13 protein-coding genes are annotated in these 15,014 nt (G+C 68.2%); 9 read left to right on the top strand and 4 right to left on the bottom strand.

Going from position 1 to position 15,014, the window contains the following annotated elements:
* The first annotated feature begins 65 nt into the window (after positions 1–65).
* Complete coding sequence (locus tag ABTV10_RS17845) at positions 66–869, top strand: ParA family protein (RefSeq protein ID WP_499028985.1); 804 nt, start codon at positions 66–68, stop codon at positions 867–869.
* A 56-nt stretch (positions 870–925) separates the two neighbouring features.
* On the opposite strand, the gene ABTV10_RS17840 is transcribed toward ABTV10_RS17845, so the two are convergent.
* Positions 926–2,134 (bottom strand): Rv3212 family protein, encoded by a 1,209-nt coding sequence (locus ABTV10_RS17840; protein ID WP_499028983.1) that lies wholly within the window; start codon positions 2,132–2,134, stop codon positions 926–928.
* A gap of 30 nt (positions 2,135–2,164) precedes the next feature.
* Complete coding sequence (locus tag ABTV10_RS17835; protein ID WP_499028981.1) at positions 2,165–3,811, bottom strand: DEAD/DEAH box helicase; 1,647 nt, start codon at positions 3,809–3,811, stop codon at positions 2,165–2,167.
* Between the two features lie 366 nt (positions 3,812–4,177).
* Between ABTV10_RS17835 and ABTV10_RS17830 the strand changes: the two genes are divergently transcribed.
* Positions 4,178–4,858: a ferritin-like fold-containing protein gene (locus tag ABTV10_RS17830; RefSeq protein ID WP_433606038.1), complete on the top strand. Its 681-nt coding sequence runs from the start codon at positions 4,178–4,180 to the stop codon at positions 4,856–4,858.
* Between the two features lie 112 nt (positions 4,859–4,970).
* Positions 4,971–5,198, top strand: coding sequence for a DUF3107 domain-containing protein (locus tag ABTV10_RS17825; protein ID WP_433606036.1), 228 nt, complete (start codon positions 4,971–4,973; stop codon positions 5,196–5,198).
* 109 nt (positions 5,199–5,307) lie between these two features.
* On the opposite strand, the gene fasR is transcribed toward ABTV10_RS17825, so the two are convergent.
* Positions 5,308–5,979, bottom strand: a complete 672-nt coding sequence (gene fasR / locus ABTV10_RS17820; RefSeq protein WP_433606034.1) for an HTH-type transcriptional activator FasR — start codon at positions 5,977–5,979, stop codon at positions 5,308–5,310.
* Positions 5,980–6,317: 338 nt separating this feature from the next.
* On the opposite strand from fasR, the gene ABTV10_RS17815 reads away from it, so the two are divergent.
* The 5 genes from ABTV10_RS17815 to ABTV10_RS17795 all read left to right on the top strand — a co-directional run bounded on the left by ABTV10_RS17815 (position 6,318) and on the right by ABTV10_RS17795 (position 12,735).
* A complete protein-coding gene (locus tag ABTV10_RS17815) occupies positions 6,318–7,358 on the top strand; it encodes a DUF3152 domain-containing protein (RefSeq protein ID WP_499028978.1) in 1,041 nt (346 codons plus the stop codon).
* Positions 7,359–7,371: 13 nt separating this feature from the next.
* On the top strand, positions 7,372–8,133 hold the full coding sequence (locus tag ABTV10_RS17810; protein ID WP_499028976.1) for an HAD family hydrolase: 762 nt from the start codon (positions 7,372–7,374) through the stop codon (positions 8,131–8,133).
* Positions 8,134–8,173: 40 nt separating this feature from the next.
* Entirely contained in the window at positions 8,174–9,352 is a 1,179-nt protein-coding gene (gene moeZ / locus ABTV10_RS17805) for an adenylyltransferase/sulfurtransferase MoeZ (protein ID WP_499028974.1), read from the top strand.
* 58 nt (positions 9,353–9,410) lie between these two features.
* Positions 9,411–10,265, top strand: a complete 855-nt coding sequence (locus ABTV10_RS17800) for a TIGR02569 family protein (RefSeq protein ID WP_433606027.1) — start codon at positions 9,411–9,413, stop codon at positions 10,263–10,265.
* Between the two features lie 187 nt (positions 10,266–10,452).
* Entirely contained in the window at positions 10,453–12,735 is a 2,283-nt protein-coding gene (locus ABTV10_RS17795) for an acyl-CoA dehydrogenase family protein (protein ID WP_499028970.1), read from the top strand.
* Positions 12,736–12,754: 19 nt separating this feature from the next.
* Here ABTV10_RS17795 and ABTV10_RS17790 read toward each other — a convergent pair whose 3' ends face one another.
* Positions 12,755–13,621, bottom strand: coding sequence for a helix-turn-helix transcriptional regulator (locus ABTV10_RS17790; protein ID WP_499028968.1), 867 nt, complete (start codon positions 13,619–13,621; stop codon positions 12,755–12,757).
* 209 nt (positions 13,622–13,830) lie between these two features.
* Between ABTV10_RS17790 and ABTV10_RS17785 the strand changes: the two genes are divergently transcribed.
* Complete coding sequence (locus ABTV10_RS17785) at positions 13,831–15,012, top strand: acyl-CoA dehydrogenase family protein (protein WP_499028967.1); 1,182 nt, start codon at positions 13,831–13,833, stop codon at positions 15,010–15,012.
* The last annotated feature ends 2 nt before the right edge of the window (positions 15,013–15,014 follow it).

The raw sequence follows: 15,014 nt of genomic DNA, 5'->3' as shown, positions 1-15,014 counted from the left end.
AATTCATCATGCCGGGCCTCGCGGAACCCTCGCGCTCGGGCCTCGAGTACGCAAGGATCTAGGCCGTGACGACGGTACTGGCTGTAGCGAATCAAAAGGGTGGGGTGGCCAAGACCACGACGGTCGCGTCGCTGGGGGCGGCGCTCGTGGACCTCGGTCAGCGTGTGCTGGTGGTGGACCTCGATCCGCAGGGGTGTCTGACATTCTCGTTGGGGCACAACCCCGATCGGCTCGAGCGGTCCGTGCACGACGTGCTGGCGGGGGACGTTCCGGCGAAGGACGTGCTGCTCGAGACGGACGAGGGCGTGACACTGCTGCCCGCGACGATCGACCTCGCGGGCTCGGAGGCGCTGCTGCTGATGCGACCGGGTCGGGAGTTCGCGCTCAAGCGGGCCCTCGCGCCGTTGCTCGACGACTTCGACGTCGTGGTCATCGACTGTCCGCCGTCGCTGGGCGTGCTGACGCTCAACGGGTTGACCGCGGCACAACAGGTGCTGGTGCCGCTGCAGTGCGAGACGCTGGCGCACCGCGGCGTCGGTCAACTGCTCCGCACCGTCTCGGAGGTCCAGCAGATCACCAACCCCGGCCTCGTGCTGCTGGGTGCGCTGCCGACGCTGTACGACGCGCGGACCACGCACAGCCGCGACGTCCTGTCCGACGTGTCGGACCGCTACGACCTTCCCGTTCTGGCCCCGCCCATCCCGCGGACCGTCCGCTTCGCCGAGGCCTCGGCGTCGGGCGCCACCGTGCTGGCGGGCCGCAAGAACAAGGGAGCCGAGGCGTATCGCGAACTGGCGCACCATCTTTCGGCCCACTGGAGCGGGAAGGCTGACCTGGTCACGTTCTCGCCCTACGAGGGCACGGCCTGACCGAGGCCACGGCCCCGAAGTAGTTGACCGACAAGGGCTTTCCGCTGCATTCCGTGTCAGTGCAGGGCAACCGCCTCGTCGCCGCGCTGCTCGAGCACGACGTCGCCGACGACCGACGTCGCGATCGGTGTGTCAGCGGTGTCGCGGGTGACGGGAATGCGGCGGTGCTCGACGCCGGTCGCGGGGTCGAGCACCGCGACGCCGTCGGGCACCGGAACCAGCAGTGATCCCGCCATGATCGCACCGGGACCGAGTGCCCCCGACATCGTCCAGCGCGGCGCGAGTTCGCTCGTGGACAGCGCGATCAGCTCGGTGCCGGTCCACCACGTGAACACGCCACCGTTGCGGGCGGCCGTGGCGTCGGGGCTGACCGGGCCGGCCAGCGGATACGAGGCGATCTCGCCGGCGGTGCCGTCGTAGACGGCGATGCGTGGTCCGGATGTCGGGCCGGGCGGCAGATACACCGCCGTGCGGTCGCCGGACGCCGCGATGAGTCGGGCGCCGGGCGCGCCGGCCGCACCGATGAGGTTCGAGCCGAACTCCTTCGGCTCCTGGTTGTCCTTGGGGACGGCATCGAGGACGCTCAGGCGGTCACCCGCCTCGCCGGGGCAGCGCATCAGCACCGACAGCCGGGTGCCGCCGGCGGCCGCGGACGACAGTTCACATCCGGTGCGCGGCTGCTTGCCCGGATTGATCGGCGCGTCCACCCGACCGAACTCCAGGGTGCGTACCAGGTCCGAGCGCCACATCTCCATGCGCTCCGGCCCTCGGGAGACGACGTACGTGCCGTCGTACGACAGCGTCACCTCCTCGTCGGCGTCGCTCGAGCGTTGTGCTTTCCGTTCGCCCGTCGCCCCGTCGAGTTGGGTGACCTGGCTGCATCCGCGCTGGTCGCGGTAGACGGTGACCACCGTGTTCCACGCGCCGATGGCCCCGCACAGCGGCATGTCCCGCTGGTAGCGCCACAGTTCGTCGCCGGTGAGCGGGTCGTGACCGGTGACGGTGCCGCCATCGGCGGTCACGACGGCCCCACCGGCGACGATGGGGGCGGTCGTGACGGGACTGTCGGCGCGCCAGACCTGGTCGAGGGTCTCCGGCACCGAGGCAGCTGTACCCGCTTCCCGCGCAGGGGTATCGGCGGTCACGGAGGTGGTGCCCCGAGCGTCGCTGCGAATCCAGATCACGGTCACGGCGACCGCGACGACGATCGTGATGATCGCGGCGACCGCGACGTCCAGACGGGTACGACGCTCGGGGGCCAGCACAGGTGGCAGATTACCCGGACCGACTCGGCTCTACTCGGCTGCGGCCGCGACGCTCACCGGCTCGGCGTCGGCCTGGCCGGCCGTGCCCGCTCCGGAACGACGACGCCGGCGACGGCGACGAGGTGCGCTCGGCTGGTCCTCGGACGCCGGCCCCGTGGCGGAGGCAGCGGGCGCGGCCTCGGTGACGGCCTGCTCGTCCGATGCGACGGTGGCGCCGTCGGTGGCCTTCGCGGCCGCGTCGGCGGACTTGCCGCCACGCGTGCGGCGGCGGACCCGGTCGCGCTTCGGTGCCGACTTCTCGCCGGCCTCCGGCGACGCGGCGCCGTCCTTGGCGGGGCGCTCGGCGCGGGGCTTGCGGATCGAGCCCTTCGCGTCGGTGGGAATGCCCAGTTCCTCGTACAGGTGCGGCGAGCTCGAGTACGTCTCGACCGGATCCGCCACACCGAGCTCGAGGGCCTTGTCGATGAGCTGCCAGCGCGGGACGTCGTCCCAGTCCACCAGCGTGACGGCGGTGCCGGTGCGGCCCGCGCGACCCGTGCGGCCGATGCGGTGCACGTAGGTCTTCTCGTCCTCGGGGCACTGGTAGTTGATGACGTGCGTGACGTCGTCGATGTCGATGCCGCGGGCCGCGACGTCGGTGGCGACCAGGACGTCGACCTTGCCGTTGCGGAACCCGGCGAGGGCCTTCTCGCGCGCGATCTGGCCGAGGTCGCCGTGCACGGCGCCGACCTTGAAGCCGCGCTCGTTCAGGTCGTCGGCGACCTTCTGCGCGGTGCGCTTGGTGCGGGTGAAGATCATCGTCGCGCCGCGACCGTCGGCCTGGAGGATGCGCGCGACCATCTCGGCCTTGTCCAGGGCGTGTGCCCGGTAGATGTGCTGGCTGGTGCGCTCGTGCACGGCCGACGACTCCGGCTCCTCGGCGCGGATGTGTGTGGGCTGCGTCAGGAACGTGCGGGCCAGCGTGATGATCGGGCCCGGCATGGTCGCGGAGAAGAGCATGGTCTGGCGTTTGTCGGGGACCATGCCGAGGATGCGCTCGATGTCGGGCAGGAAGCCCAGGTCGAGCATCTCGTCGGCCTCGTCGAGGACCAGGACGCCGATCTTGCCCAGGATCAGGTGGCCCTGGTTGGCGAGGTCGAGGAGGCGGCCCGGGGTGCCGACGATGACGTCGACGCCCTTGCGGAGCGCGTCGATCTGCTGCTCGTAGGGGCGGCCGCCGTAGATCGACAGGACTTCGAGCTTCTTCTTGCCGGACTTCAGGTACTTCGACGCGTTCTCGAGGTCCTGCGTCACCTGGATGCACAGCTCGCGCGTCGGCACGATCACCAGGGCGCGGGGAGTGCCGTCGAGCGCGGCCGTGCCGGAGTCCGTGGTGGACACGCGGTGGAGCAGCGGGATGCCGAAGCCGAACGTCTTGCCCATGCCGGTGCGGGCCTGACCGATGAGGTCGTCGCCGGCGAGCGCCAGCGGGAGCGTCAACTCCTGGATGGCGAAGGTGCGTTCGATACCGATCTCGGCGAGAGCCTTGACGATCTCGTCGCGGACGCCGAGTTCGGCGAAAGTGGGGGCGGTGTGCGTCTCGTCCAGCTGGGCGGACAGCGTGGTTTCAGTTGCGTCGTCTTCGTGGTCGATCGTGATCTTGCTCAGGGAACTGGCCTTCCTCGTATCGGCACGCACGCACGAGGTAAGGGGCCAGGCCGTAAGTCGGCCGATGTCGGTGCCCTCTTGTGCGGTGGCCCAGCCTCCGTCTCAGCGCGGAAATCGTGTGGATCTCGGCGAGACGCGGCGGGCGCCGTCGATCAGGTGCGCGCACATTATCTTCGGGATTCCGAATCCGTTTCGCGCCCGAATCGTTCGAATTCAACCTCGAATTCGTCACTCCGGATTCATGCTCCGGGTCCGGGACCAGCGTGGAAATAACGGTCTCCCGACGCAATTGTAGCGGTCGAATGGTGGGAACTTCGCACACCCATGGCGCAGATCACGATTCTCGCCGTGTCCGGTCGATCGCGACCACCGGACCGCGGATTAGGCTGTGGCTTCATGGGAGCCGATTCGCCAACGTCGTCCGTGCCGACCATTGCCGCCGATCACCCCGGTGTGGCAGAGCTGTTCGCGGTTCTCGCCTACGGCGAGATCTCGGCGTTCTACCGGCTGGCGGAGGACGCCCAGATGGCTCCCACGCTGCAGGGACGCGTCGCGTTCGCGAGCATGGCGGCGGCCGAGATGTCGCACTTCGAGACGCTGCAGAAGGCGCTGACCGACCGGGGGGTGGAGATCTACTCCGCGATGGACCCGTTCGTGCGGGCCCTCGACGCCTACCACGCGTCCACCGACCCGTCGACGTGGCTCGAGTCCCTCGTCAAGGCGTACGTCGGCGACGGTATCGCCGCCGACTTCTATCGCGAGATCGCCCACTCGCTCGATCCTGCTGTCGGCGGAATCGTCCGCGAGGTGCTCGCCGAGGTCGGCCACTCGGAATTCGTCGTCCAGGAAGTGCGCGCGGCGGTGACCGCGAGCAAGAAGGACAAGGACCGGCTGATGCTGTGGGGCCGTCGGCTGCTCGGAGAGGCCATCACCCAGGCGCAGTTCGTGCTGGCGCAGCGGGAGGACCTCACCGACCTGGTGATGAACGCGACGGGCAGCCTCAACGGCGTCGCCGCGCTGTTCGACAACATGCAGGCCAAGCACGCCGAGCGGATGGCGGTGCTCGGTCTGGACTGACGCCGGTGCCGCTGTTCGCTCTCAGCACAGCGGTCGGACGGGCTGGCGGGCCGGATGCTGCATTAACCTGGCCGGGACAGCTGAAAGCGCTCGGAGAGTTCGGAGGTTGGCCGTGGAGGTCAAGATCGGTGTTACTGACAGCCCGCGTGAGCTCGTTGTCAACAGCGCACAGTCGCCCGACGAGGTGGAGACGCTCGTGACGAACGCGCTCAGCGGCAAGGCGGACGGTGTTCTGTCGCTCGTCGACGAGAAGGGACGCAAGTTCCTCGTCCAGGCGAGCCGGATCACGTACGTCGAGCTCGGCCCGTCCGACGGCCGCAAGGTCGGTTTCACGAGCTAGAGCCGAGACGCCGAAAGGGCGCGCAGTCCAGGTTTCCCTGGACTGCGCGCCCTTTCTCGTGGTCTCGGCGCGTCTCGTATCTGCGAACCGCCAGGAGCGACTCGGCCGGCTACTTGGATTCGGCGTGCAGCGGCACGTGCGACAGACCGCCCCACGCGAGGGCCACCGTCGTGTCGACGGCCTCCTCCTTGGGGATGGGACGCGCAGCCTCGAGCCAGTACCGGGCCGTGAACTGGCTGGCGCCGACGAGGCCGACGGCGAGGATGCGGGCACGGTACGGGTCGAGACCCGAGTCGTGCGCCACCAGGTCGAAGACGGCGTCGACGCACGCCTCGGTGGCCTGCTCGACGCGGCGCGCCACCTGCGGCTCACCCATCAGGTCGGACTCGAACACCAGGCGGAAGCCCTGGGTGTCGTTGTCGACGAAATCGAAGAACGCCTGCACGGCGGCCCGGACACGCTGCCTGTTGTCCGTCGTGGACCGCAGCGCCTGACGCACGCCCGAGATCAGGCTGTCCACATAGCTCTGCAGCACCGCGACGTACAGTTCGAGCTTGCCGGGGAAGTGCTGATAGAGCACCGGCTTGCTCACCCCGGCGCACTCGGCGATCTCGTCCATGCCGGCGGCGTGGTAGCCGCGGCTGACGAAGACCTCGCTGGCTGCCGCGAGCAACTGAAGGCGCCGCGCGTCCCGGGGTAGCCGGGTGCTGCGGCGGGTGCCCTGACCGTTTGCGGTCGTGGCGGCGCGATCGGAGTGTGTCCGATCCGCGAGTTCAGTCATGTCGCTCCCAATCTGCACAAGAGCCCCGCTTCGTTCGGTGTCCGACCTCTCGCGAACGCCTCGGGGCAAGATAAATCATTTGCACGATACCCGGGCGGTTCTCGGCCCTATTCGTTGAACTGGCCCGTCCCAGCCGAGGGCATGTCGCAGGACACGCTGCTGGACACGTCGCTGATACCGAGTATTCCAGCATCCCATCCCGAGCACCCGCGCGCGAGGCGAGCGCGGCATGAGCGGGGCACATTTCCGGCGTGCCGGGTGAAGGCCGAACCGGACTGTGAGATTCTGGCGGGGTGACTGACCGAGGAGGACCGCGCCTGGGGGGCACAGTTCCCGAGATGTCCGAGGACGACCCGTACGAAGCACGGAACAACGGCTTCGACCCGGGCCGGGTACCCGATCCGCACGAGCCGCTGCGAGCGTCGTGGGATCCGACACGTCGCAACGCCGGTCGTCCTCGCGTGCCACGCCCCGATCGGGGTGTGAAGAAGCAGAGCCGCCTCGGCAAGTTCGTCTCGATGTACGGCTGGCGTGCCTACGCGATCCCAGTTCTGTTGATCGTGACCGTACTGGTCCTGGTGGACGCCGTCCGCGGCATCGGCGACTCCGACTCGGCCGCCCCGAAGGATCCGGGATTCGGCGAACTCAGCCACTCCGACGGCACGGACGTCATCGGTGTCCCGCCGCTCGCGGACGGGAACTTCGCCGACACCATCCCGGCCGGTGTGCTGCCGGACGGCGGCCCGTTCACGGAGAAGGGGACCGGTACCTGGCACGTGGTCCCGGGCACCACCGCGCAGGTCGGTGCGGGCACCGACGGCGTGCTGACCTACACCATCGAGGTGGAGGACGGGGTCGACACCGCCGGGTTCGGTGGCGACGAGTCGTTCGGTCGGATGGTCGACCAGACCCTCGCCAACCCCAAGGGCTGGACGAAGGATCCCCGGTTCGCATTCCGCCGTATCGACCAGAGCGATCCCGCCGTGGCGAACGGGGACGGTCCCAACTTCCGGATCTCCCTGACGTCGCAGATGACGATCCGGGAAGCGTGCGGCTACGACATCCAGCTCGAGGTCTCCTGCTACAACCCCGGCATCGATCGTGTCGTGCTCAACGAACCCCGCTGGGTGCGCGGGGCCATCGGGTTCCAGGGCGACATCGGCTCGTACCGCCAGTACCAGATCAACCACGAGGTCGGCCACGCCATCGGCTACCGAGAACACCAGCCGTGCGAGACGGACGGCGGACTGGCGCCGGTGATGATGCAGCAGACCTTCGGCACCGCGAACAACGACATCGCCAAGCTCGATCCGGAGGGTGTCGTCCCGATGGACGGCAAGGTGTGCCGGTTCAATCCGTGGCCGTACCCGCGGGGCTGAGAAGGCGCAGCCCGTGACCGCCGAGAGCCTCGCAGTCGCCCACATCGGTGACGCCTCGTGCTCCGGCTTCCTGTTCGACATGGACGGCGTCGTCACCGACACCGCGCGGGTGCATGCCCGCGCGTGGACCCGCCTGTTCGACGGGTTCCTCGACGAGCGTGGGAAGGGCGAGGCGCCGTTCACGTCCGACGACTACCTGAACTACGTCGACGGGCGGCCCCGCGTCGACGGGGTGGCGTCTTTCCTGGCGTCGCGCTCGATCGAGATTCCGTACGGCGATCCGTCGGATCCGCCGACCGCGCACACCGTGTGCGGGCTCGCGGCCCGCAAGGACGCGATGTTCCTGCACGAGCTCGACGAACACGGGGTCGAGGCGTTCCCCGGCACCGTGACGCTGATCCGGCGGTTGCGGTCCGAGCGCGTCTCCGTCGCGCTGGTGACTGCGAGCCGCAACGCGGTGGTGGTGCTGCACGCCGCCGGGCTGACGGACCTGTTCGACGCCCGCGTCGACGGCATCGACGTCGACCGCTTGTCGCTCGCCGGCAAACCCGCGCCGGACACATACCTCGAGGGTGCGCGGCGACTGGGCCTGCCGGCGGACCGGTGCGTGGTGCTCGAGGATGCGCTCGCGGGCGTCGCGGCGGGCCGTCGCGGCGCGTTCGGGGTGGTCGTGGGCGTCGATCGGACCCATCACGCGGACGCGCTGCGCGCCGCCGGCGCCGACATCGTGGTGTCGGACCTGAGCGATCTCGAGGTGCGATTCGGGACGGCATAGGCTGGACGCGAGCGTTGACCGGTCGATGTCAGGAGCGTGTGTGTCCGCGAAGAGTCCGCTTCCGCCGTTGGTGGAGCCGGCGGCAGAACTGAGCCGCGACGAGGTGGCGCGTTACAGCCGCCACCTGATCATCCCCGACGTCGGGACGACGGGGCAGCGGCGGTTGAAGAACGCCCGCGTCCTGGTGATCGGCGCCGGTGGCCTGGGCTCGCCTACGCTGATGTATCTCGCGGCCGCCGGGGTCGGCACGATCGGCATCGTCGACTTCGACGTGGTCGACGAGTCGAACCTGCAGCGTCAGGTGATCCACGGGACGGCGGACGTCGGGCGGTCCAAGGCGCAGAGCGCGCGGGAGTCCATCCGCGAGATCAACCCGCACGTCGCCGTGCGCCTGCACGAGTTCCGGCTCGACGCGTCCAACGCGGTCGAGTTGTTCGAGCAGTACGACCTGATCCTCGACGGCGCCGACAACTTCGCTACCCGGTACCTGGTGAACGACGCCGCGGTGCTGGCGGGTCGGCCGTACGTGTGGGGATCGATCTACCGGTTCCAGGGCCAGGTGTCGCTGTTCTGGGAGGACGCCCCCGACGGTCGTGGCATCACGCTGCGGGACCTGTACCCGGAGGCGCCGCCGCCCGGGACCGTGCCGTCGTGCGCGGAGGGCGGCGTCCTCGGTGTGCTGTGCGCATCGGTCGGCTCGATCATGGCGACCGAGGCGGTCAAGCTGATCACCGGCATCGGCGACTCGCTGCTCGGTCGGCTGATGATCTACGACGCGCTCGCGATGAACTACCGGACGGTCACGCTCAGCCGCGACCCCGACCGGGTGCCGATCACCGAACTGGTCGACTACGAGGCGTTCTGCGGCGTGGAACCGGTGGCCGACACGGACCGGGACTCGACGATCACACCGCACGAGCTGCGGGAGCTGATCGACGCGGGCGCCGACATCGCGATCGTCGACGTCCGGGAGCCGGTCGAGTGGGACATCGTGCACCTGCCCGGGGCCACGCTGATCCCGAAGGGACGGATCCTGTCGGGCGAGGCGCTCGCGGAGCTGCCGCAGGACAAGCGGATCGTGCTGCACTGCAAGACCGGCATCCGCTCGGCGGAGGCGCTGGAGGCGGTACACAAGGCCGGTTTCGCCGACGCGGTGCACCTGCAGGGCGGCGTGATCGCGTGGGCGCACCAGGTCGATCCGTCGCTGCCCGTCTACTGAGCGTGCCCTACGGAGCGCCTCACCGATCTCGGCGTCGGGCGGCGGTAGCCTGACGCCCGTGAGCTCTGCACAACCGCCCCAACACGTCTGCTCGACCTTCGGCCTCCGCGAGATCGAACCGGTGGCGCTGGGGTCGGACTGGGAGGGTGGCTGGCGTCTCGGCGACGTCGTGCTCTCCCCGGTCGCGGACCACGCCCGCGCCGCCTGGTCCGCGAAGGTGCGCGAGACGCTCGCCGTGGACGCGGTCCGTCTGGCCCGACCGGTGCGCGCCACCGATGGCCGCTACGTCGTCTCGGGCTGGCGGGCGGACACCTATCTCGTCGGTACCCCGGAACCGCGGCACGACGAGGTGGTGTCGTTGTCGCTGCGGCTGCACGCCGCGACGGCGCAGCTCGAGCGGCCCCGGTTCCTGGCGCAGCCGCCGGTCGCGCCGTGGGCCGACGTGGATGTCTTCGTCGCCGCCGACCGGGCGGCGTGGGAGACGGTGCCGCTGCGGACGGCGCGTGCGGCCGGCGCCCTCGAGGACCTGGCCGACGACGGCGCCCGGAGCGTCGAACTCATCGGCCAGCTCGCGACGCTGCGCAAGCCGGTGCGCTCACCCGATCAGCTGGTTCACGGCGACCTGTTCGGGACGGTCCTGTTCTCGGGCAGCACCGCCCCGGCCGTCACCGACATCACGCCGTACTGGCGGCCCGCGGCCTGGGCGGCCGGTGTGGTCGTCGTCGACGCGCTGTCGTGGGGCGGTGCGGACGAGGGACTGATCGACCGCTGGGAGGATCTGCCGGAGTGGCCGCAGATGCTGCTGCGCGCCCTGCTGTTCCGGCTCGCGGTGCACGCGCTGCACCCGCGCTCCACCCCCGAGGCGCTGCCCGGTCTCGTCCGGACCGCCGAACTGGTGCGGTTGATTCTCTAGCCGGCTGGCTGCCTCGACGCGTCGTCGGGCTTTCTGGAAGTGCGGGGAAGGTCCCCGTGAGCTCGAGTACAGCGCACCGAGTAGGGGTGCGATCTGGGTTGGCATCTTCCTGCCAGACCGCGGGATCGATGCCTGGATCCGGATAGAACGGCTTTCACAGCAATCGTTCGGATTCAGGGAGCCACGCGTGGATTTCACACCCAATGATGTGCAACGAGAAGTCGCAGACCTCGCCGCGAGTGTGCTGGACCGAGAGCGCGATCAGAGGCAGAGCGAACTGGATCCGAATATCGGATTCGACGCACCGGTATGGGCCGCGCTGGCCAAGGCCGGGCTCCTGTCGTTGGCGCTGCCGACCAGGCTGGGCGGTGATGAGCTCGGGATCGCCGAAGTTTCGGCTGTGCTGCGACAGGTGGCGGCAAGCGGCGCGCGGGTACCTGCGCTCGCGACACTGGCGCTGGGTGTTCTCCCTCTGGTCGCCGTGGGAACCGCTGCCCAGCAGGCGGAGCTCCTGCCCTCGGTCGCGGCGGGAACGCGCTTGCTCACCGGTGCGCCGAACGAGTTCGGGAGGGCGCTCGTCGGCACGCCGGCCACCACCGCAGTTCACACCTCCGACGGATGGGAGCTGAACGGTCGGAAGATCGCGGTGCCGTACGCTGCGCAATCCATTCGGATCCTGGTGCCGGCGAAGACAACCGGCGGCGATGCGGTATTCCTGATCGATCCCGCGGGCTCGGGCGTGGAGCTGACCGCGACCCCCACCGCAACGGGTCAGCCCGAGTACACGGTGACTTTGTCGGGCGTGCGGGTGGCGGAGTCGGAGGTGCTCGGCGGCGACTTCAGCGGCGCATCCGTGGCCGCGCTCCGCTACTGCGCTCTGGCGGGTGCGGTCGCTCTCGGCGACGGAGCATTGGCGGACGCCTTGGCGTTGACCACCGAGCACATCCGAAACAGGCAGCAGTTCGGGAAGCCGCTGGCGACCTTCCAAGCGGTGTCGCAGCAGATCGCCGACGTCTATATCGTCGCGCGCACACTTCATCTCGCGACGGTCTCCGGCGTGTGGGACCTATCCAGCGGGCGCGACGCGACACAGAGCTTGGCATTGGCCGGGTACTGGCTGGCTACCGAGGCGATGTCCGCGGTGCGGACCTGCCATCACCTGCACGGCGGCATCGGCGCGGACATCACCTATCCGCTGCACCGACACTATTCGACGATCAAGGACATGATCCGAATCCTGGGCGGTTCGGGGCGGGTGCTGGAGATCCTGGGCGTCGATCCAGTCGACAGCGTCTCGGCTGTCGTCGGCGAGGGCAACTCGATCGCACTGACGCCGTCGCAGATCGCCTTGCAGACCGAACTGCGCGAGTACTTCTCGCAGCTGATGACCGAGGAAGAACGCGCGATCACACTGTCTGATCGACACGGCCCGATCTACCGTGATGTGGTGCGGCGCATGGGCAGGGCCGGCTGGCTCGGGGTCGGCTGGCCTACGGAGTACGGCGGGCGTGGTTTCGGCCCGATCGAGCAGCACATATTCGTGAACGAGGCACACCGCGCCGACGTCCAGCTGCCGTCGGTTACCCTCCAAACGGTTGGTCCCACACTGCAGACCTTCGGAACGAATGAACAGAAGAAGTTCTTCCTCCCCAAGATCCTTTCCGGCGAACTGCATTTCGCCATAGGGTATTCCGAGCCGGACAACGGCACCGATCTCGCGTCCTTGCGCACTACCGCGGTTCGCGATGGCGATCACTACATCGTCAACGGCCAGAAGACATTCACCACGGGTGGCCACGCCGCCGACTACATCTGGTTGGCGGTGCGCACCGATCCGGCCGCACCGAAGCACAACGGCATCTCGATCCTCATCGTCGACACCCGTGATCCGGGGTTCAGCTGGACCCCGATCATCACGGCCGACAGCGCGCACCACGTGGACGCCACCTACTTCTCCGACGTCCGGGTACCCGTGAGCATGCTCGTGGGTGAGGAGAATCGAGGCTGGCAGTTGATCGTCACCCAGCTCAACCACGAGCGGGTCATGCTGGGTCCGGCCGGCCGCATCGGCGGCGTGTACGAGCAGGTGTACGCCTGGGCGAAGCCCCGCGGTCTCCTCGCCGCTCCCGACGTCCGTGCCGTGCTGATCGACGCTCGCGCGACCGAACGAATCAACGAACTACTCAACTGGCAGGTTGCGGCGGCAGAATCGAACGGGCCGGTCGGCGCTGCTGACGCATCGGCTACGAAAGTTTTCGGCTCCGAACGCATCCAGAGCCTCTACGAACGGATGGACGAGGTTGTGGCCCGCCACGGCGACTTGGCGGATCCCGCGACCGCGGCCCTGGCAAGCTGGCTGAATGTCCAGGCGAAACGGAATCTGGTCCTCACCTTCGGCGGCGGCGTCAACGAGATTCAACGCGAACTGATCGCCGTGAACGGTCTCGGGCTGCCGCGCGTGTCCCGCTGACCCTGCCGTGGGGTTCCTTTCACCCACCGCGGCGCGGTCGGACGGGGATATCGGCGATCGATCCTGGACGCTCGAGGTGACTGTTCACCGATGCCGTGAGCAGACCGAGTTCCGCCGCGCGAGCACCGATTTGGAACCTGGTGGTGACTCCAAGTCGGGCCATGATGTCGGCGACATACCGGCGGTAGGTTCGTAGCGACACGCCGAGTCGGCGCGCGGCCGGCTCATCCTTCAATCCGAGGTCGAGTGCACGCAACACTGCGAGCGCCGATTGGTCGAATTCAGGTTGAGGCAGTGTGAGGTTCCTGGACAGCCGTGGGGCGGCTTCCCAGAGAACCACCGCGAATTGATGGAGCGCGCGAAGCAGATCGGGATCGCGTATTACGAATCCATAGGGCAGTCGCGCACCGGTCCCGCCCCAAATCGCTCCGACCTGGCGGTCGATGATGACCATGTTGTGGAAGTCGGCATCGGAAACCCGGATCCGGTCATACAGTTCCGGCTGATCCCGCAACGATTCGTAATTGCGCGTCTCGGCATAGTGCTGGGTGTAGAGCAGCCGAACCTCCCTGCCGGCCGAGAGATGGTCGGCGACCAGTCGTTGACCTGGCCGGTAATGCGGCTGGATCCGCAGCGGGCTCGCGACCGTGAGCATTGCTTCTTTGCGAACACTTTGTAGCAGTTGCTGCAGACTGCCTTCCCACCCCTCACCAGGGCGCAAACGGACGACGTCTCCGTTCTCGCCGCGGACACTGCGATGTTCGGCTATCGCGTGATCGAGCAGGCGGCGCGACTCCGCGAGCAGCCAACCCACATCCGCACGTCCGCGATTTGGTTGCTTTGTTCCAATTTCAAAGTGCTGGTTATCGTCTGGATGCATAGCCATTCGGACCCCCACCTTTCCGCCCGCCCGGAATCAGATTCGCCAGCACTCGACAGGCTGTCAATCGAAGTGATGCAGATCACCGAAGTGCTCCACTCGTGTGGCAGCTTGCTGCCACGGAGACGGGCAACTTCCTGCTGCTCGACGGGGCCGGCGCGATGCGACGTGTTTGATCCGGGGAAAAGCTCGAGCTTTCGAATCCAAGGAATGCGATGTACATCGACTTCACCGACGAGCAGCAGCAACTGCGCAACCAGTTGCGCTCCTACTTTGCCGACCTGATGACGCCCGAAATTCGCGAGGCATTGTCCGGATCCGGCGGCGAATACGGCGATCCCGACGCCTACCGGGAGGTCGTTCGCACCCTCGGCCACGACGGCTGGCTGCCCCTGGGCTGGCCTGAGGAGTTCGGCGGCCGGAACCGACCGACTATGGACCAGCTGATCTTCAATGACGAGGCTGCCGCCGCGGGTGTTCCTTTCCCGTTCCTGACCGTGAATACGGTGGGACCGACGATCATGCGTTTCGGTACCGCCGAGCAGAAGTCCTTCTTCCTACCCCGAATCGCCAAGGGCGAGCTCCACTTCTCGGTCGGTTACTCCGAGCCCGAGGCGGGCACCGATCTGGCGTCGCTGCGCACCCGAGCGGTGCGCGAGGGCGACGGGTTCGTCATCAACGGCGAGAAGGCATGGACCAGCCTCATCGAATACGCCGACTACGTCTGGCTGGCGGCCCGAACCGATCCGGACGCGACCAAGCACCGCGGCGTCTCTGTTCTGATCGTGCCGACCACGGCACCGGGATTCTCCTGGAGCAAGATTCACACCATGGCCGGTCCGGGCACCAGCGCGACGTTCTACAACGACGTGCGGGTGCCTGTGACCAATGTCGTCGGCGACCTGAACGCCGGCTGGTCGCTGATCACCAACCAGCTCAATCACGAACGAGTCGCGCTGACTTCGGCCGCACCACTTCAGGAATCGCTTCGCCAGGTCTGGGAGTGGGCCGAGACCGCCACCCGCGCCGACGGCTCTCGGGTCATCGACTCCGAGTGGGCACGGCTGCATCTCGCCCGCGTGCACGCCCACATCGAGTGCCTGAAGCTGCGCAACTGGCGCATTGCCTGGGCTGCAGACTCGGGCGAACTCCGCCCCGCGGATGCCTCGGCGACCAAGGTCTTCGGCACCGAATTCGCCACGGAAGCTTATCGACTGCTCATGGAGGTGCTGGGCGCCTCATCGGTCGTCCGGCAGAACTCCGCCGGTGCACTGCTCCGCGGCCGGATCGAGCGCTTCCACCGATCATCGCTCATCCTGACCTTCGGCGGCGGAACCAATGAGGTCCAGCGCGACATCATCGCCAAGACCGCGCTCGGCCTACCCGTCACCCGCTGAAC

Origin of the sequence: Paraburkholderia sp. RHO2, from assembly GCF_050955445.1 — a bacterium.
GTDB lineage: Bacteria > Actinomycetota > Actinomycetes > Mycobacteriales > Mycobacteriaceae > Prescottella > Prescottella agglutinans_A.
This window is presented reverse-complemented; position numbering and strand designations above follow the sequence as displayed.